Origin of the sequence: Wolbachia endosymbiont of Oedothorax gibbosus (assembly GCF_936270435.1) — a bacterium.
GTDB lineage: Bacteria > Pseudomonadota > Alphaproteobacteria > Rickettsiales > Anaplasmataceae > Wolbachia.
On record NZ_OW370567.1, the window covers coordinates 1,434,705 to 1,453,327 of the forward strand.

Genomic DNA, 18,623 nt, shown 5'->3' on the forward strand with positions numbered 1-18,623 from the left:
TTTTGGAATAATGAAAACAATCAGCACTTTAATTCAAGAAGGATCGAAGCTACTATTGTCACACAAAGTTGAATCACCACATTTGGATTGTGAAATCATCATGCAGCACGTACTTGGAGTGGAAAGATCATTTATAATTATGAACCATGCTGATCAAGTGCCGATGGAGAAAGAACTTTTATTTTGGAAATTAACAAAAAAAAGAGCGGAAAGATATCCAATATCGCAAATAATAGGTAATCGTGAATTCTGGAGTAAAAATTTTATAGTTAACCAGCATGTTTTGGATCCAAGACCAGATAGTGAAACATTAATCTCAACAGTGTTAAAATATTACCCAAATAAAAAGCAGAGACTAAAAATTGCAGATTTTGGTACAGGTACAGGTTGTTTATTGATATCCGTACTTAGTGAGTATGAATATGCCGTTGGTATCGGTTTTGAAAAGAGTTTAAAAGCATATAGAGTTGCCCACCAGAATATAAAAAACCATAACCTACTCAGCAGAGCTAAAATATTTCCAAATTCATGGACAGAATGCAGAGGCTCATTTGATCTGATAATTAGCAATCCTCCATATATTAAAAGAAGCAAATTGAAAGACTTACAAGCCGAAGTGCAAAAGGAACCAAGAATTGCCCTTGATGGTGGCATTGATGGTTTGAGCTGTTATTTGAGTATTTTTCCAATATTGGAAAAGTGCCTTAAAAAAAATGGGTTTGCAATACTGGAGATAGGTGAAGATCAAAATGATATTGACAAAATAATACCCTCGTATGAACTAGCTTTTCAGGAGTACGTACATGATTTAGCAGGAATGAAGAGATGCATCGTTGTGAAAAGAACATAGCTAATATTTTCTTGTCCTGTCATCCTATGGTCAAGCCATAGGATGACAGGAACGGTTTTATGCATTTTTTAAAGGGCAACATGTTTAAGCTTTGCTGGCAAAGTGGAAAGTAAGGCCAGCTTCTATGCCGTGTGTGTGAAATAGTCGATTACCTATATTTATTTTATCTGTTTTCGCAGCCTCTATCGGTTTATTATTGTCAACGAGTTTATTATACTGCCTTGTTCTGCTGGCATCATCGTCTACCACTTCCCTGAACGCTTCTGCTTCAAGCGTAAAATTGCTATCAATAACACCACCAACAGCAAAACCCCTATATCCGATATGCATATTTACATCTTCATTTATGCGATAATCAAGGCCAGCTTTTAATTGACCTGCAGGTCTTATTAATGCTTTTCCAAACATCGTCATTCTTGTTCCACCGACTCCAATACCAATGTAAGGAGAAAAAGAGAAACGGTCACCCTTCCAATGATGATAAACATTTGCCATCACAGATATGTTCTCAATTTGGTCGTGATTGACTATAGCAAGATACAAATATTCTGTATCAGTGTTGCCTGCGTTCTTCTTAACTTTTTCCTTTGTGTACGATACAATCATTTGATTGCTTGTTAAACCAATATTATCCACTTTTACAGAAGAATACATCCCTTCCAATTCAGCCCTATAGCTGTTGTTACCCAATTCTCCTGTGTAACCAAATGTTACATTTGCAGCAAAAGGTGGATTATAATCTCCTTTATACTTACTTAGTGATTGACCTTCTGTATTCTGAGCACTCCTGTCATTTATAGACAAATTTTTGATACCTGTAGTGCTTGTTTTTAGTTCACTCATACTATTAAAAAATTGACCATAATACCCACTGCCAAAGTAAAACCCTTCTGTTTCACTTGCAAAAGATTGTTGTGACAACAGCAAAGCAAGCGCTGTAACCGCTAATGTTTTTTTACTAATCATTACTACTCCCCTAGTTAAAATAGCTAATCTAATACTAATTAATTAAAAATGGTTTAATATGAAAAACCTAATTATTTGCATAACTTGCACTTTTCTAAGCTAAAAAATAGGCAAAATCAACCTTTATTTTTGATCATTTTTTAATTTATCCTCATCTTCAAATTCATCCTCCTCGTCTTCGTCATCAAATTCATCCTCCTCTTCTTCGTCATCAAACCCATCATCGCTCCTCTCGTCATTAAACCCATCATCATCTTCTTCAAACTTATCGTCGATATCTTCATCATCAATATCTTCGTCTGCAAATTCATCTGATTCATCATATACTGCATCTTCTGTTTTAGTTTCAGCAGGATAATCAACTGAATTAGGCCCCTCAAGAGCATTATTCCCCTCATTATTAACCTTATCTTTGCTCGCAGCGGCAGAAAGAACTTTGTTTGGGTCATATGGTTCTTGTGTAGGCACACGAGTTTGCTTGAGCAGTCTTTTTGTGAAGGTGCTATCACTATAGTACAAAATTTTCTTTGATTTAATTGGGTAAGTCGACTCTATTAAAATTATCTGATCGTCGCGTGGCAACATAATAACTTCTTGAGGCAATAGCAATGCTCTCTGTATTTCAGAGATATGTAATGACCTTGAAGCAGGATTTAAATCTAAAAATTTAGGCTTATTCAACGATTCTTGTTGTACAGTTTTGTTTCCTATAAGTTGCGATATTAAATTAGCTGTTTCAATATTATTGGCTGCAAAAGTTATTCTGTAAGTCGAGTTTGACAAAAAGGAGTTCATCCCCGCTTCTTCGTATATTCCTTTGAGCTGCTCAGTATCTTGAACAATTAAGAATAACCTAACTCGATAACCACGAAAATATGCAATACCTGTTTGAAATTGCTCCATTTTTCCAAGTGTAGGAAACTCATCCATTAAAAACAATACGCCATAAGGCTCGTCATCCGATGGCAATTTTCTACATAAAAACTCAGTTGCCTGTTGGTAAAAAACCTGCATTAAAGGCCTGAGCCTAGTCAAGTTGTCAGGAGTTAAACCAACATAAACTGTAATTTTCTTCTTTTTAAAATCTAGAATATTAAAATCACTTGACGCAGTTGCAGTATCAATCAATGGGTTTGCCCACAATTCAAGTGATGAGTTCATGGTTGATACAACACCTGACCTTTCTTTATCAGCTTTTTGTAAAAAAGCTGCAATATTCATATATGCTACAGGGTGTAGTATTTTACCCATTGTATCAAGAGCAACAGCAAGATTATAAACCACGTCATCACTACGCATCGTACGCACAACTTCACCAAAAGATTTAACTTTCTCTGGTGCAGCAAGTAAGTATAATACCACTCCAACAAATAAGCTTCTTGCTTCATTCTGCCAAAAGTCTTGTTCAGGCATGATTAGGTTAGCTATTTTCTGCACATCGTCAACCATCTGCCCAGGTTTTTCACTAATCCATTGTAATGGATTGTAACAGTGACTTATTCCATCTGGCTGTGCTGGATTCCATACGTATACTTTTTGTCCTTGTCGTTCTCGCCAACCACTTGTTATTTCATAGTTTTCTAATTTTATGTCGTGTACAATTACCGAGTCAGTCCAAAATAATAAATTAGGAATTACAAAGCCAACACCCTTACCAGAACCTGTAGGTGCAAATAACAATGCATGCTGAAACCCATCAGAAATGAAGTATCCTCTTTTATCTTTACCAAGCAATAATCCCTTTTTGCTTCTTAATCCTGCTTTTCGTATGTCTTTCTCTGATGCCCACTGCGAGTCTCCATGAAGTGATTCTTTCTTTTTAAATGGTCGCCACTCAATTATCCTTTCTCTTAAATTCCATAAGATAATCATTAAAATAACAATAGGCATTGTAGAAGATAGAATTAATTTAAATTTGAGCTCAAGGCTATATAACTCTGGGTGGTGCCAACAATATTGTATATGATCAAAAATCGTTGGCCAAAGAGCTTGAGGGAAAGGTGTCAAACTAGGATTAATTGCTTTAAAATCCACACCATCTGGACCGTCAACTAATAGAAAGAACAATATACCAGATAGATAGAAGCAAAACTCAAGTACGCTAAAAGCTACTACACCTCCTATGAGAATATTACGTAGGTGATTTCCATTACTCATAAACTACTCTTCCTTAACTTATGTATAAATTTAAGCATTTTCGCTTGCAGATCTAGTAAATAATATCTCAGAAATGCTTCTTTTTCCCCCACCGGTTCTTTTTAGCTGAATAACAATATCAATCACATTTCTAATGTATGGTATAATTTGGTCTGGAGGAATGCCAAGATTTGCCTGCATAACCATCAATTTTATTTGCTCAAGGGCCATTGTTGGACTATCCGCATGAAGGGTTGATATTGATCCAGGGTGACCAGTATTTATCGCCCTAAGAAAACTAAAAGCTTCCGCCCCGCGAAGTTCACCAACTATTATTCTATCTGGTCTTAAACGTAAGCACGCTTCTATCAAATCTTGAGTGGTCACTTTTGCTCTGCCTTGCCCTCCTTTAGAGGCAATTAGATGGACTTTATTGGGATGTTCGCTCAAAACGATTTCCCTTGCATCCTCAACAGTAATAATTCTTTCCTCAGCTGGAATAGCACGCAAAGTAGCATTAGTAAAAGTAGTCTTACCAGTGGAAGTTCCACCGCTAATTATAATATTTTTCTTACTTATTACAGCGTATTCTAAAAACTCTTTTATTTTTTTTTGTTTTAACAGTAAATCCAAATGACGGTCCACTGGATTATCAGCCGCTTCTGTAACAGTTTCAGAAAAAGCTCCCATTTTTTCGTAATCATCGAGTGCTAATTGCATGCTAGAAGGCTTACGAATCGACATGACTACTTTATCAGGTTCACATGCTGGTGGAAATACTATCTGTATACGATAACCATTTGGTAATGTTGCCGAAAGTAACGGTGCTTCTTCGCTAAGTTTTTGTTCTGTAGCTTGAGCAATCAGTCTGCCAAGAGATTTCAAATGGTTAAGATCGAATACTTCTAATTTTTCACACCTTATTTCACCGCGATTTTCAATCCATACTTCCTTTGGCTTATTTATTGATATTTCATTTACGCCTTCTTCTTGAAATATGCCTTGTAATGGCTCCAAATATGTATCAAGCGCAGCATAGTTCATTTCATTGATTTAATATTGCCTGTGGAGGAAATACTATATCTTGGTTAACAAATACTTTCAACGCGGTGCCTTGATCAACATAAATAGTTGGTTTTTTATCTGTGTATCTGCCTACTATATCTCGCATGTCTTTAGAAAAATCATTGATTGATTTCCCGATTGCTTCATCATAAACAGACTTGCTTTTTCTTTGAAATTGTTGTAGCAGTTGACTCATGTTTTCCAGAGTAATTGGGATATCCGCATCAGTAATTGGGTTGTCTTGTGTATTTAGTGCCTTTGCTATTTCATCCTTCATTATTTTTAACAAATCTTGCTCATTTTTAGCATTCTTAATTCTACCAATAGCTCCAAGACCCAATTTCCATTTGTCACCAGATATTTTACCTTCTGGGTCAATAGCCCCTTTGAGAGAAGAGATATCTATCTCAGTTGCAGTGATAGACTTCACCGCATCCGTGGCAGTTAGCGTATCAATAAGATTGGAAGCCTTTTGTCCTACAACAGCTGAACCAATTGAAACACCAGCAAGTGCCACTGAAGAGAATAATGCACTTACTATTTTATTATCAACTATTCCTGCTATCCCTGCTCTACCAAGCTCGTCAGTACTAAGTGATGAGATAGCAATATCTATTCCATGAGGAAGAATGACCCTACTCCAGTTTATATTTACACGAGCTCTTGCGACATTCGAGTCAAATGAATAACTGCCTATCAATCTTGAGCCTTTAGGTATTAAAACTGTATCACCAGTTTCTGCATAAACATCTCTACTCACCATAGCACGCAGCATTCCTTGCAGATCAGAGTTTATTGCAGTTTCAAGAACAGCATCAATAATTTTACCTTGAGTAACCATTAAACCAAGCTTTCCTACTCTGGTAGCTTTGCTCGATTGTGCTGAAGTGTCAGATAAAATAGCATCAGCAGCCTTATTCTCTCCACCATCACTTGAAATTGTTAACATTTGTGCACTACGTCTGTCTCTAGGATAACCGCTACCCCCTATTGTAGGAAACGAGGTAGGTAAATTGCCCATAACATTACTAGAAGGAAAATTTTGCTTTGGCAAAATAGGTATATTTGACACAGGAGTTTCTTTTGGTTTCTCTTCTTCTTTTCTAATTTGTTTTATTTCTGGTATGATTGGTGGTGTAGGAAGAGGAGGTAAGGGTGGTAAGGGATCAGTTATTATTCTTTCAGGAACCATTACATTATCTGGAACTTGTTCCAACTTTCCCTTCAATTCTTGAACATTTTGCTTTGTTTCCTCTTTTTTAATAACTTCTGAACCCTCTTTATGAGAAGGACTAAAATAGAGATAATACACTCCACCAACCAGAAGCACTAAAATAATGACCATCAATGCCCTATGACCTGGATTAGAGCCAACTGTTACTACCTTGTTCTCTATTTCTGATTCATCTTCTGAATTGTTACGCCTTTCTTTATTCATATTGCATATACCACAGCTAAAGTGACCTATTTATAATTTCAACTTCACCATCTTCATAACGCATAAATAGCTTTTTATGTACTCCTTTTATTATAACATAATCATCAAATAACAGCCTTTTACAAGGTTTATCCTCCTCTTCTACAAAAATCTGAGGTATTTTATTATTATTTCTAAATTTTAAATAGGTTAAATAACCATCATCAAATAGCTCAATCGGAACTATATCCGCATTACCACCTTCATCAATATATGTATAATTGTACTTCGTATCATTTTCTTGTATTATTTTTTCTGGCTTGTCTGTAGTATATTGCATTTGAGTAGGTAAAGAAACCTCATCTAAATCAACATCAAATTCACCTTCTTCTTGAGGATAATAAAAACGTACTACGTAAGATATATCCTTTTCAGCAGAATAATCGTGACCCACTTTCTTAGCATCAGTATCTGGGTATTTATCGTAGTTTGGCCTTGAGATTAAATCAAAAATGTAATTTCTTTTTTTAGTTGTTGTAATAATCATGTTAGTGCGACTACTAACTTCAAATGGCATGATAAGCAATTTATTGTCATAAGGATTAATTTTCCAACTTGATGCATCACCAACAGCGATATTTTTAACTTTTTCTCCTTCCGCAAATTCAATATAAGAATAGTAACCCTGACTAAAAACCACCGTAAATACTTCATTAGGGCTATACACAAAAGTCTTTATTCTACTATCTACAGAAATAGGCTCATTATAATTAATGGATGCGTTTAAATTGCCACTTACAAGTAAAGCTAAAACTAATAATATCCTATACATATTCATCATCTACTCTATATGAAATAACTTGAAATCCTAATGGGTTAATATATCTTTGCTGGTCATCCATTTCAAGCGATGCATATCTATATGACATAATAACTATCTTATTTTTTCTTGTGGAACTTCCATCTTTCCGTATAAATTCCACAAAAAACCTCACCTGAAGAGCATCGTTACCCAATTTTTGAATTGAGCGAATTTTAAATTCACTTTTAGTATCTGAGTATAAATTAAAAAGATCATCCATATTCTGCGATCCTACATAATTTCTAAATTCATTATACACATTAGGTGAGGAAAATAACCTCACCTTTGTATAATAGTTATAATTATAATGATATGGATCAAAAACCTCCCTTGCTTTTATATACTCTGAAATAAAATGATCGTTTAGCGCTTCATTTGCAGAATATTGTTTTACTGTGACAGGATCAACCAATTGCACTATTCCTGATTTCTTGTCAATTTCTATAACAAATGGCTCAATAGTGCTACTTGTGCTAATTTTAAATATGACTAATATACTGATAGAAATCGCTGCTAATAATATTAACGCAAACAAAAGTAGAATATTCCTTTGAGCAATAACTGTGCTGTAGCGGTTTGAATTCCAATCTATATCCTTATCTAAGGATTCAGTATTTTTTTCTCGCTTAAAAAATCTTAGCATTTTAGTATTCCTAAAAATCTTAACTTATGTTAATAAACATAGCAAATTAACAAAGTAGTTACAGCAAAAAAGCTAAAAAACTCTTAATCTATGGCCTAATTTACCAAACTTTGTCTCCATATATGAATCGTTATATTTATTACGTTCCACAATAAGTGGTAGACACTTTGTAACTCCTATACCACTATTTTCCAATTCTGACAATTTCCTATCATTGTTTGTAAGTAATTGGATTTTGTTAATGTTCAATTTCTTAAGCATTTTGGCTGCAACAGCAAAACTCCTTTCATCATCTTCAAAACCCAATATTCTGTTTGCATCAATAGTATCAAGATTATGTCCTCTTTGCATACTGTACGCCCTTAACTTATTAGTTAAACCAATGCCTCTTCCATCTTGCATCAAATACAATATAATACCACCTCCAGAGTCAGCTATCATCTGAATTGCTTGATGTAACTGACTTCTGCAATCGCATGATAAGCTATCTAACAAGTCACCCGTATAGCACGAAGAATGAATTCTTACTAATGGTTCGCCATCTTTATCTGGATTGCCAATGATAATTGCATGATGTTCTCTTCCACCACTTTCGGTTCTATAAGATATGATATTTACTTCTTGAGTCTGTTTTAAAAATAATGATGTTTTGCACACTTCATATACATCCTGATTTTCTTGAAAATTATTTATGAATGACGTGTCCAGTGCAATAACGTCATTTTTCTCGCACCAATTTCGCATTTCATGGTTATTCTCAAAAGCCATATCAGCCACTAACGCGTATGGCAATAATTCTGAGAACTTAAGCAAGGCAATAGCATACTCATCTATTGTCTTTGAGCATTGCAACTCTTTTATGCTATCTTCCTTTGAACAGTTTATTAAATGGAGCAGTTCATCAAAATTATTCACCAACAGACGTTTGCTGTTATGTTCTTTATTCTGAGATATGTATTTTACCTTACTTGAAGTTAAAGTAATATATACATTACTTGATATAAGCTTGTATTGATTAAATAAATCTCTTTCTAAAGCCTCAGCAGCAGCAAGCAATAGGTAATTACTTTCATCATATATTACAATTGGCCGGCCGCGCCTGATTTCGCTGATAGCTCTTTCTACCTTATTGCTACTCTGATTTCCTACAAACATTTTTACCCATATTAAACAGCGATAAAAACTGGTGCGGCCGAGAAGACTTGAACTTCCAAGGCCTTATGAGCCACAGCGACCTCAACGCTGCGTGTCTACCAATTCCACCACGGCCGCACTATATTCTAGTTTTTATATAATTATTTTAAATTACTTAATCATTTTAGAATTTTTCATCTAGAGTGTCAATCTGATACTAGAATAATTTAAAAATTGTTTGTATAATTTAATTATGAATTTTGTGATTATAAATTTTAATCATTTAAGATAACCTTACTACTAATTTTTAACTTAGGTTTTTATACAAATGAATGTAGCTAATATCTTTATTTTTTTAGCTCTCTCTCTTATAACTAGCTTTCATTTCGTCCATGCACAGATATTATACACATGGTCTCAAGTTATCCCAGAAAATAAATTAAGCATACGTGCAATTACAGACAATGACATGTGTCCCATTGTTTATGTCGATGGCGAGGAAACAGAAATGCTGAATCGCAGCTCAATTAACAATGCCGAAACAGTTTGTGAACTCATAGTACAAACAAGTGCTAGAAACATTAGGATTGATAATATACAGATTCCCATATTACCAGAAAAGGTGAACAAAATTGCTTTTATTGGTGACACGGGCTGTAGAATAAATATGTTATTTCAGCAGGAATGTAATTCGGTAGATAGCTGGCCTTTAAAAAAAAATTTAGATTCAATCGCCCTTCATAAACCAGATTTAATTATCCATGTTGGTGATTATCATTACAGACAAACAAAATGTAGAAATACAAAAAAGTGTGGAGATATTTATGGATATAATAAAGAAGCTTGGTACGCTGATTGGTTTGAGCCTGCAAAGGATATCTTATCACAATCCCCTTTCCTTTTTGTTCGTGGAAACCATGAGAGTTGTGATAGAGCTTATGAAGGATGGTTCAGGTATCTAGATTCATACCCCTTTTCGTCTGAAAAATGTGGAAACTTTGTTTCTAGTTGGTCCTTAGATGCTGGACCGATGAAATTTTTTATCTTCGACTCTTCATCCGGTGAGGATATTTTTACAACCCAAAGCACAATTGATGCTTTTGAGAGGCAATTTGATAAATTGATACAAGATAAGCCCACGTGGTTTTTAACTCATAAACCGCTTTGGAGATCTCCAAAAAAAGAATTTTTGACATTAAAAAGCCATGGTAATCTTACACAAATTGAAGCTTTTGGAGATAAATTTCCAAGCAATGTTACTACCATAGTTTCTGGCCACATTCATATAGCCCAGATTTTATTAATGGATAATGTTCCAGACCAGATTATAGTTGGAAATGGCGGTGCATCATTACACGCTCAAGATCAAGAGCCTGTTTATCAAAATGTAGAATTTGACTATTCAAATGGTAGAAACTACTTAGCACACGAGGTTAGAAACTTTTTTGGCTTTGGCTTTGCAATACTAAATTTAGATGATTACAAATTTACCTTCTATAATCAACACAATAAGGAAATGTATTCTGCGAAGCTAACAGAAGATTTTAAACTTAAACGGATTAAAGCTATAGTCAATTCATTTTAGGAGTTTGTTATTAGCTATTTTAAAAACGCTACTTAAACATTTTTTTTAATCGATTGATTTCATCAGCAAATTTTGAGTCGGTCTTTATAAAATTTTCTACTTGTTTTACTGCATGTATAACAGTAGCATGGTCTCTGCCACCAAAGTTTCTCCCAATATCTGGTAGGCTTTTTTGCGTAAATTTTTTGGCAAAATACATAGCTATTTGTCTTGGCCTTGCAAGACTGCGAAGCCTTCTATTGGATTGCATATCTGCAACCTTTATATTGAAAAATTCAGCTACTTTCTTTTGTATTTCTTCTATCGTGACTGACCTATGATTTGACCTAAGAAGATCGATTAGGGTTTCACTAGCTGATTCTACCGTCATACTTCTTCCAATTAATGAGGTATGGGTAATCTTATTTAATGCTCCTTCTAATTCTCTTATATTAGATTTTATGTTCCTTGCTAAAAACTCTAGGACATCTTTCGGAACATACATATTCATCTGCTCCACTTTTGCCTGCAATATACCAAGCCTTAATTCAAAAGTTGTTTCATTAATATCTGCTACCAATCCCCAACCAAGTCGTGATTTTATTCTTTCTTCCACTCCATCAAGATCACTAGGAGACCTATCAGCTGATATAACCAATTGCTTATTTTGGTCTATCAATGCATTGAAAGTGTGAAAAAATTCTTCTTGTGTACTATCTTTACCACTGATAAATTGCACATCATCTACCATCAATACATCTACTGATCTAAATTGCTCTTTAAATAACATAATATCTTTGCTTCGCAGCGCTGTAATATATTGGTACATGAATTTCTCTGCTGATAGATATACCACTTTTCTTTTTGCTGATGGGGAATTGACTATGTGCCAAGCTATAGCATGCATTAGATGTGTTTTACCAAGTCCCACTCCACCATATAGAAACAAAGGATTGCTGCCTGATATTGGATCTATAGATTCTGCCACACGCTTTGCCGCCGTAAATGCTAATTCATTTGGCTTCCCCACTACAAAATTATCAAAGGTGAACCTTGGATCCAGCGGCGAACCAAGATTATGATTACTTTCCTCTCTGTTTTTTAGTATAACATTAAAATTTGAATTCCTTTCCTCAATTACTTGAATATCAATAGAACGTATGCTTTTATCTTCGCTTTGCCACAATGATAGTATTTTTTTCATGTAATGAACTGTAATCCACTCTTTTATAAACCTTGTTGACACGGATAAAAGAACTTCCCCATTTCTGCTACTGACAAATTTTAGCGAACTCAGCCAGCTGTTATATGTTGCTTCTCCATAAAGATTATAAAGACAATTTTGGATTTTTTCCCAAGTAACATTGTGATCCGTTACTGTAATAATCTGATCAAAAAACATAGTAGAAACCTTAGGGCTAGTTAAGTTCATATACCATACCAAGAAAAAAGCAACAATTAGAAAAATATAAGATAATCAATAGCTTACTGCAAAATGAAAAGCTAATACTACTTAATACATACTAAAAATTATGGTGATTTTTTGATGAGTTGTAAAGGGTATAAAAACACTAAAATTGATCATTTTTATTTCAAAAAAATGAAAAATTTGTAAATGTCGCTTGTATCGAGGATTAGAAGCATGCTATTAAAAATAGTAATACATTATGTATAAATAAGATGTTAAATTTACTGGCAAATAAGTAAAGTATTCATATAAATATAGCTAACCTAATATAGATTTACTGAAGCAAGTTTATGATTATATTAAGTAATTTGAGTTGTTATGCTGTATTCGGTATTGAACTAGAGTTTTACATTGAAGGAATAGAAAAAGAATATTTATTTCTAAGTAGCATCAAAAATAAAATAGCATCTCTTGAATTTTCTTGCGAGAAAGAGAATTCTACACATCAATATGAGATAAAAAGTGGTTGTTATACGAACTCCGACAATTTAATCAAGCATTTTGAGTTAGCAAAACAATTACTTACTGAAGTAGCACAAAAACTAGGCGGGAATGTTTCTTTTAAAGCAAAGCCCTATTTGGATAGAGCAGGCAGTGCATTAAATGTGCATGTTAATCTTGTGAATTCAAATAACGATAACTTATTTTATATCAATGAGCAAAAGTATAATGATTATTTGATTCATAGTATTGGTGGATTATGCGCAATGATGAAAAAACATATGTTATTTTTTGCTCCAAATGATGATTCATATTTAAGATTTCAGTACCCGGATATTCATACTCCAACTACGATTAGTTGGGGGGTAAATAACAGAACTGCTGCGATAAGAATTCCCTATTTTGGCAACGATTCCAAAAGATGCCGCCTGGAGCACCGCGTTCCCGGAGCAGATTGTGACCTTGAAAAAGTACTCACAGCAATAATTGAAGGTATAGTTTTTGGTATAGAGAACAAAATTGCTCCGCCAAATAGAGTGTATGGCATTGCATCTGATTTTCAATATGAGATGGAGAGTTTGATATAAACTCTAACCACGTTGGTTAACAATATCTTCCATAGTTAGCCGCTCTGGCATTCTCATTGAATCACTAGTGACAAAAGTTTTTGGAGCACTGGCAACTTTTGTGATTTCCTGGTAATATCCATTCATATGCATAGGAGGGGATCGCATTAAATCCATATAGTTCGTTGCGTATCTAGTCTGACTTGTATCATCAGCCCCAGCAAGTGAGTTACCGTCAAGGTCCATATGTTCAGGTAGTCCATTTTTCATTTTTTCTTCTGCTCTTTTCCTTATTATTTCTTCTTCTAACTCAGCTTCAGTTTTTTCTGATTCTTCTACGGTATCTTTTTCTTCACCTTCATCAACACTGCTATACCCTTCATCTTCTGAAACACCAGTAATTTCAGCAGGCTGTTCTTTTTTAGTTCTTATTTTATGAATCAGCGAAAGTAATAAGTAAGTAACTGCAGCGGCAGAAACGATAATGGCTATCTTTGCGGCAATGTGGATTGCTGTTAAAAATATTAAAGCTGATAAAGCTCCAGCTAATCCAGACACAATAACTTTATTTTTGCCCTTTGTTACATTTAGAATTGCCACCATAATAACCTCTCAAATACTGTTCTAGAATTATTATACAGAAATTTTCTTATACTTGCAACTTTGCGAAAATTTTAATTATTTGCGTAAAGTTTTAAAGCTATACAAGGATTAATTAATATGCAATGTATCTCGAATATAATATTGTACAAACGCACATATTCAGTTAACATTCAACATGCAGAGCTTACTCATAGAGCGAAACAGGGCGGTGGTATTATTACTTATAGTAATTTTTATCTTCGGTTCATACGTTTATGTAAAAATGCCAAGGGAAAGTAACCCTGATATACAGATTCCTATAATCAGCGTGTTTGTTGGACTTCCTGGGATTTCTGCTCAAGATAGTGAAAAGCTATTAGTGCTTCCTATAGAAAACGAACTAAGATCCATCGAAGGTGTAAGAGAATTGAGAGCTTTTGCAACTAATGATGGTGCTCACATGATACTCGAATTTGGAACAGAGTATGATAATAAAGAAGTGCTCGATAATGTCCGTTCAAAGCTTTCAAACATAAAAGCGAAGTTACCTATTGAAGCGGAATCTCCAATAATAAATGAAATAAATTTGAGTCTATTTCCCATATTAAATGTCGGCTTAATTGGTAATTTGCCAGAAAGAGCCTTAACTGAAATAGCACGCAAGCTAAAGAAAGAAATAGAATCTCTGCCAAATGTTCTCAAAGTTGAAGTAGCGGGTATGCGTAAAGAAACAGTGGAAGTTATAATTGAGCCCACAGTTCTAACAAAATATAACATTCAATCAAACGAAATATTCCAAGCTATATCAAGCAATAACAGACTAGTGGGAGCTGGGTCACTGGAAAATGATACCGGTAAATATTCGATTAAAATATCAGGGTTATTAAAAGATATAGAAGATATTATGAATATTCCTATTAGATCTCAAGGCGATGCAGTTTTGAGAATCAAAGATATAGCAAAAGTATACCCTAGGTTTGAGGATCACCAAGGGTTTGCTCGCATTAATGGATTACCTAGTGTCGTGCTAGAAATTTCAAAACGTAACGGAAAAAACATAATAGACACAGTAAATCAAGTAAAATACTTAATGGATAAGGCAAAAGATCAATTACCTGAAAATTTAAAAGTGGTGTACTTAAATGACCAGTCAAAAAACGTCCGCGATGTGCTTGATGACTTGGAAAACGGCATAATATTCGCTGTGTTGTTAATATTGATCATAATGATGCTTTCTATGGGAACAAGGATTGCTATTCTTGTGGCACTCTCGATACCAGGTTCCTTTCTCATTGGGATAATAGCTCTTTACTTTATGGGCATAACTTTAAATATCGTTGTGCTCTTCAGTTTAATCATGGCTGTTGGCATGCTGGTTGATGATGCAATTGTGATCAGCGAATATGCCGATAGAAAGATGATCTGCGGAATGGACAAAGTAGAAGCCTTTCACACTTCAGTTCGTGATATGTTTTATCCGGTCTTATCATCAACGTTAACTAAATTGGCAGTGTTTTTTCCTCTGCTACTGTGGCCTGATACTGTTGGTAAATTCATGCAGTACATACCAATTACAATAATTCTAACTTTGACTGGATCACTCATTATGGCTTTGGTTTTTATACCAACACTTGGTGCAATATTTGGTAAGCCTTCGATAACTTCAAAAAAAGAAATAAAAAAAATGAGTGCTATAGAAAGTGGTGAGATAAAAAATGCTGGGCCTATAATAAGAGCTTACATACGCATGCTAGAGAAGGTTTTGGATCATCCTAAAAAATTCGTATGTGCTACTGTATTCGTTTTGTTTTCATTTAGTGTGCTGTACTTTACTTTTGGTCCTGGAGTAAAGTTTTTTCCGAAAGTGGATTCAGATAATATTTTAATCAGTGTTAAAGCAAAAGAAAGCTTATCAGCCAAAGAACGAGATTTGATACTAAAAGAAGTAGAAGAGCGTATTTTGAGCATTGAAAAAGAAATTCATGTTTCTTATGCTAGATCAGGAGTATTTTCAGATAATGTCATTGCCAAAATTCAATTAGAACTTATGGATTGGCGCTTCAGGCGAAAAGCTAAGCACATACTAAGTGATATAAGGAGCAGTGTGCAAGACATGAAGGGAGTAATAATTGATGTTCAAGAAGAAAAGTCAGGACCGTCGGTTGACAAGCCAATACAAATTAACCTCAGCGGAAGTGCATCCAATCTGAATCTAGCAGCAGAGAAAATTCTAAAAATTATGGACCAACCTTCATCCGGGTTTATAAATATTCAAGATAGCAGATCAGCACCTGAAATAGAGTGGAATATGAGTGTTGATAAGAGTAAGGCTACAAGTTCTGAAGTAAGTGTTGCAACCATTGGCGATTTTATAAAGATGGTTACAAATGGAGTGTTGATTGGAAAATATAGACCAAATAACACGGATGAAGAAATCGATATTGTACTCCGTTTCCCCAGAAGGGACCGCAACATGAAGACTATAGACAATCTTTTTATCAATACAGTTAATGGCCCGCATCCTATGAGCAACATAGTAAAATATGCTCCCGAAAAAAAGGTAAACAAACTAAATAGGATTGATGGATTACGTACAGTGATAATTTCCGCTGATGTGGATACAGGCTATCTTGTTAATGAAAGAGTAAAGTTCATTCAGAATTCTATTGCCCAGGATTGGGACAAGGGAGTAAAAATTGATTTTAAAGGCGACAAAGAAGATCAACAAAAATCAGGAGCATTTTTGTTAAAGGCTTTTATATTAGCAATTACACTAATGATATTGGTATTAGTGACACAATTTAATAATGTATACTATACATTTATCGTAATGACAGCAGTGTTTTTATCCACAACATGTGTGTTTTTTGTTTTTTTTCTTATCCAACAAGTTTTCGTAGTTGTTATGTGTGGAGTGGGGATAATTGCTTTGGCAGGAATTATAGTGAATAATAACATACTATTGCTTGATGCCTTTCATCACCAAATTAAGGTACACAAAAATGACATCAAGCGATGTGTAATAAACGCTGCAATTTCTCGCGTTAGGCCAATATTGCTTACCGTTGCAACCACAGTTCTTGGTTTAATACCGATGATTACCAGGTTAAATATCAATTTTTTTACGCTACAAATCACATATGATGCTCCATCAAGTCAGTGGTGGGTTGACATTTCAACAACCATAGCAAGTGGAATATTGGCTGCAACGGTTTTAACTTTATTCTTTACTCCGGCGTTGCTTGTCATACAAAGACATGAAAAAACTTGACTTAAATTAGCAATCATTTAACATTTAAGATAGCGCTTTGCCCGTTGAAGCTATAATTATAACTAATTACATTGGATTTATTTATTATGATTGCTAATCGTAAAAGCAGTGTTAAGCAGAAAAGTAACAAGAATAACATAGTTGGAAGCCTTGATGTAATAAAAACAGCAGGAGAGCTTTCACTTCAAAAAGGTTTAGATTTTAATGTTGTAATAAAGGCACTGGAAAGTGCTATAGAAGCAGTGGCTTATCAAAAATATGGTAGCAAAAGTAAAATTGTAGTTAATATAGATAGAAACACAGGCAAAGTTACTTCATATAGAAAACTAAAAGTTATTGATGATGAATCAAATGAAAAAGAGAATACTGAGTGTGAATCAATTACGCTGACACAAGCTAAATTAATAAAAGGAGATGCAAAAGTTGGAGATATTGTTAGTGAATTGCTCTCTCTTAACACTGATCTTGCTTCAGCAAGAATTGCCCAGCAAAAGATTGCTCAAATAATTAAAGATGAAGAGTCAAAAAAGCAATATGAGGAATTTAAAGATAAGGCGGGAGAAATAAGGTATGGTATTGTTAAACAAGTAGAATATTCAGATCTTATTATAGACATAAATGGCACTAGGGCATACCTTCCTTTGCGAAATTTGACCGGTGGTGAATCATTTCGTGAAGGCGATAAGGTTAAAGCTTACATACAGACTGTTAAGCGCTCTGATGATGGACGTCAAATTATTCTTTCTAGGACTCATGAAGGCTTTTTAGAGGCATTATTAAATCAAGAAATACCAGAAATTGCTGATGGGTTAGTAACAATTAAAGGTATAGCTAGAGACGCCGGCTCAAGGTCTAAGGTTGCTGTTTTCTCTCCTGACAAGAACATTGATCCAGTAGGTGCTTGTGTTGGAGTTAAGGGAGATAGAATAAAAACTATTATACACGAATTAAATGGTGAAAAAATTGACGTTATAAATTACTCCTCAGATTTGGGTCAATTTGTTATTAAAGCCATTACTCCTGCAGAAGTATCGAAGGTTATTATTGATGAAAATGAAAATTGCATAGAATTAATAGTTGCTGAAGATCAATTGAGTTTAGCCATAGGAAAAAAGGGCCAGAATGTAAGATTAGCTTCAGAGCTTGTTGGATGGAAAATTGAGATATTAAGCACTCAGCAAGAATCAGAAAGGCGAAGTAAAGAACTGAGTCAATGTTCAGCTTTATTTGCTGAAGCTTTAAACTTAGAAGAGATTATGGGTCAGCTATTGGTAACAGAAGGTTTTTCAAGCGTAGAAGATATATCCAGCGCTTCAATTAAAGAGCTTGCTTCAATAGAGGGCTTTAATGAGGATATTGCAAACGAACTTCATAATAGAGCAAATAAGTACCTGAAAGCAGAAAATGATAGAAAAATAGAAGAGCTAAAAAGTCTAGGTATGGAAGATGATGTAATCAATTTAACTTTATCAATAGACAATAAAATTGCTCTTAGTAAACATGATATTAAGACTTTAGAGGACATAGCAGATTTATCAAGTTATGAGTTTTGCAGCATACTCTCTTCCTCAGCTGATAGTAAAGAAAATCTAAAAGATACAGTAGACTCAATAATCATAGAAGCACGTAAAAAGCTTGGGTTAATATAATAAAATAAT

The 18,623-nt window shown here is 34.4% G+C and carries 14 protein-coding genes and 1 tRNA gene; 5 read left to right on the forward strand and 10 right to left on the reverse strand.

Annotated features, from left to right (window positions below; genetic code table 11):
- Positions 1–10 precede the first annotated feature (10 nt).
- Positions 11–850: a peptide chain release factor N(5)-glutamine methyltransferase gene (gene prmC / locus NBW39_RS07275; protein ID WP_250295054.1), complete on the forward strand. Its 840-nt coding sequence runs from the start codon at positions 11–13 to the stop codon at positions 848–850.
- Positions 851–934: 84 nt separating this feature from the next.
- On the opposite strand, the gene NBW39_RS07280 is transcribed toward prmC, so the two are convergent.
- The 8 genes from NBW39_RS07280 to NBW39_RS07315 all read right to left on the reverse strand — a co-directional run bounded on the left by NBW39_RS07280 (position 935) and on the right by NBW39_RS07315 (position 9,211).
- Positions 935–1,816 carry a P44/Msp2 family outer membrane protein gene (locus NBW39_RS07280; protein WP_250295055.1) on the reverse strand — a complete coding sequence of 294 codons (882 nt, stop codon included), beginning with the start codon at positions 1,814–1,816 and terminating at the stop codon, positions 935–937.
- 123 nt (positions 1,817–1,939) lie between these two features.
- Positions 1,940–3,973 (reverse strand): type IV secretory system conjugative DNA transfer family protein, encoded by a 2,034-nt coding sequence (locus NBW39_RS07285; protein WP_250295056.1) that lies wholly within the window; start codon positions 3,971–3,973, stop codon positions 1,940–1,942.
- 30 nt (positions 3,974–4,003) lie between these two features.
- Complete coding sequence (gene virB11 / locus NBW39_RS07290) at positions 4,004–4,996, reverse strand: P-type DNA transfer ATPase VirB11 (RefSeq protein WP_250295057.1); 993 nt, start codon at positions 4,994–4,996, stop codon at positions 4,004–4,006.
- Position 4,997: 1 nt separating this feature from the next.
- A complete protein-coding gene (locus NBW39_RS07295) occupies positions 4,998–6,455 on the reverse strand; it encodes a TraB/TrbI/VirB10 family type IV secretion system protein (RefSeq protein WP_250295058.1) in 1,458 nt (485 codons plus the stop codon).
- Between the two features lie 16 nt (positions 6,456–6,471).
- On the reverse strand, positions 6,472–7,272 hold the full coding sequence (gene virB9, locus NBW39_RS07300; RefSeq protein ID WP_250295789.1) for a P-type conjugative transfer protein VirB9: 801 nt from the start codon (positions 7,270–7,272) through the stop codon (positions 6,472–6,474).
- Positions 7,259–7,939, reverse strand: a complete 681-nt coding sequence (locus NBW39_RS07305) for a VirB8 family type IV secretion system protein (RefSeq protein ID WP_250295059.1) — start codon at positions 7,937–7,939, stop codon at positions 7,259–7,261. Before NBW39_RS07305 ends, virB9 begins: the two co-directional genes overlap by 14 nt.
- A gap of 72 nt (positions 7,940–8,011) precedes the next feature.
- Entirely contained in the window at positions 8,012–9,094 is a 1,083-nt protein-coding gene (locus tag NBW39_RS07310; RefSeq protein ID WP_250295060.1) for a GTP cyclohydrolase II, read from the reverse strand.
- Positions 9,095–9,123: 29 nt separating this feature from the next.
- A tRNA-Leu gene (locus NBW39_RS07315) sits at positions 9,124–9,211 on the reverse strand.
- Between the two features lie 190 nt (positions 9,212–9,401).
- Between NBW39_RS07315 and NBW39_RS07320 the strand changes: the two genes are divergently transcribed.
- Positions 9,402–10,658 carry a metallophosphoesterase family protein gene (locus tag NBW39_RS07320; protein ID WP_250295061.1) on the forward strand — a complete coding sequence of 419 codons (1,257 nt, stop codon included), beginning with the start codon at positions 9,402–9,404 and terminating at the stop codon, positions 10,656–10,658.
- Positions 10,659–10,686: 28 nt separating this feature from the next.
- Here the strand turns inward: NBW39_RS07320 and dnaA are convergent, their stop codons facing one another.
- Positions 10,687–12,069: a chromosomal replication initiator protein DnaA gene (gene dnaA / locus NBW39_RS07325; RefSeq protein ID WP_250295790.1), complete on the reverse strand. Its 1,383-nt coding sequence runs from the start codon at positions 12,067–12,069 to the stop codon at positions 10,687–10,689.
- A 326-nt stretch (positions 12,070–12,395) separates the two neighbouring features.
- Here dnaA and NBW39_RS07330 point away from each other — a divergent pair, with 326 nt between their 5' ends.
- Positions 12,396–13,133, forward strand: coding sequence for a type I glutamate--ammonia ligase (locus NBW39_RS07330; protein ID WP_250295062.1), 738 nt, complete (start codon positions 12,396–12,398; stop codon positions 13,131–13,133).
- A gap of 3 nt (positions 13,134–13,136) precedes the next feature.
- On the opposite strand, the gene NBW39_RS07335 is transcribed toward NBW39_RS07330, so the two are convergent.
- Positions 13,137–13,715 (reverse strand): hypothetical protein, encoded by a 579-nt coding sequence (locus NBW39_RS07335; protein ID WP_250295063.1) that lies wholly within the window; start codon positions 13,713–13,715, stop codon positions 13,137–13,139.
- Between the two features lie 175 nt (positions 13,716–13,890).
- On the opposite strand from NBW39_RS07335, the gene NBW39_RS07340 reads away from it, so the two are divergent.
- Both NBW39_RS07340 and nusA read left to right on the forward strand, forming a co-directional pair.
- Positions 13,891–16,965: an efflux RND transporter permease subunit gene (locus NBW39_RS07340; RefSeq protein ID WP_250295064.1), complete on the forward strand. Its 3,075-nt coding sequence runs from the start codon at positions 13,891–13,893 to the stop codon at positions 16,963–16,965.
- 86 nt (positions 16,966–17,051) lie between these two features.
- Positions 17,052–18,614: a transcription termination factor NusA gene (gene nusA, locus NBW39_RS07345; RefSeq protein ID WP_250295791.1), complete on the forward strand. Its 1,563-nt coding sequence runs from the start codon at positions 17,052–17,054 to the stop codon at positions 18,612–18,614.
- Positions 18,615–18,623 lie beyond the last annotated feature (9 nt).

Bases quoted from the DNA above. Each gene is read 5' to 3' on its own strand.
- prmC (WP_250295054.1), top strand. From the start codon at position 11: ATGAAAACAATCAGCACTTTAATTCAAGAAGGATCGAAGCTACTATTG.
- NBW39_RS07280 (WP_250295055.1), bottom strand. From the start codon at position 1,816: ATGATTAGTAAAAAAACATTAGCGGTTACAGCGCTTGCTTTGCTGTTG.
- NBW39_RS07285 (WP_250295056.1), bottom strand. From the start codon at position 3,973: ATGAGTAATGGAAATCACCTACGTAATATTCTCATAGGAGGTGTAGTA.
- virB11 (WP_250295057.1), bottom strand. From the start codon at position 4,996: ATGAACTATGCTGCGCTTGATACATATTTGGAGCCATTACAAGGCATA.
- NBW39_RS07295 (WP_250295058.1), bottom strand. From the start codon at position 6,455: ATGAATAAAGAAAGGCGTAACAATTCAGAAGATGAATCAGAAATAGAG.
- virB9 (WP_250295789.1), bottom strand. From the start codon at position 7,272: ATGAATATGTATAGGATATTATTAGTTTTAGCTTTACTTGTAAGTGGC.
- NBW39_RS07305 (WP_250295059.1), bottom strand. From the start codon at position 7,939: ATGCTAAGATTTTTTAAGCGAGAAAAAAATACTGAATCCTTAGATAAG.
- NBW39_RS07310 (WP_250295060.1), bottom strand. From the start codon at position 9,094: ATGTTTGTAGGAAATCAGAGTAGCAATAAGGTAGAAAGAGCTATCAGC.
- NBW39_RS07320 (WP_250295061.1), top strand. From the start codon at position 9,402: ATGAATGTAGCTAATATCTTTATTTTTTTAGCTCTCTCTCTTATAACT.
- dnaA (WP_250295790.1), bottom strand. From the start codon at position 12,069: ATGAACTTAACTAGCCCTAAGGTTTCTACTATGTTTTTTGATCAGATT.
- NBW39_RS07330 (WP_250295062.1), top strand. From the start codon at position 12,396: ATGATTATATTAAGTAATTTGAGTTGTTATGCTGTATTCGGTATTGAA.
- NBW39_RS07335 (WP_250295063.1), bottom strand. From the start codon at position 13,715: ATGGTGGCAATTCTAAATGTAACAAAGGGCAAAAATAAAGTTATTGTG.
- NBW39_RS07340 (WP_250295064.1), top strand. From the start codon at position 13,891: ATGCAGAGCTTACTCATAGAGCGAAACAGGGCGGTGGTATTATTACTT.
- nusA (WP_250295791.1), top strand. From the start codon at position 17,052: ATGATTGCTAATCGTAAAAGCAGTGTTAAGCAGAAAAGTAACAAGAAT.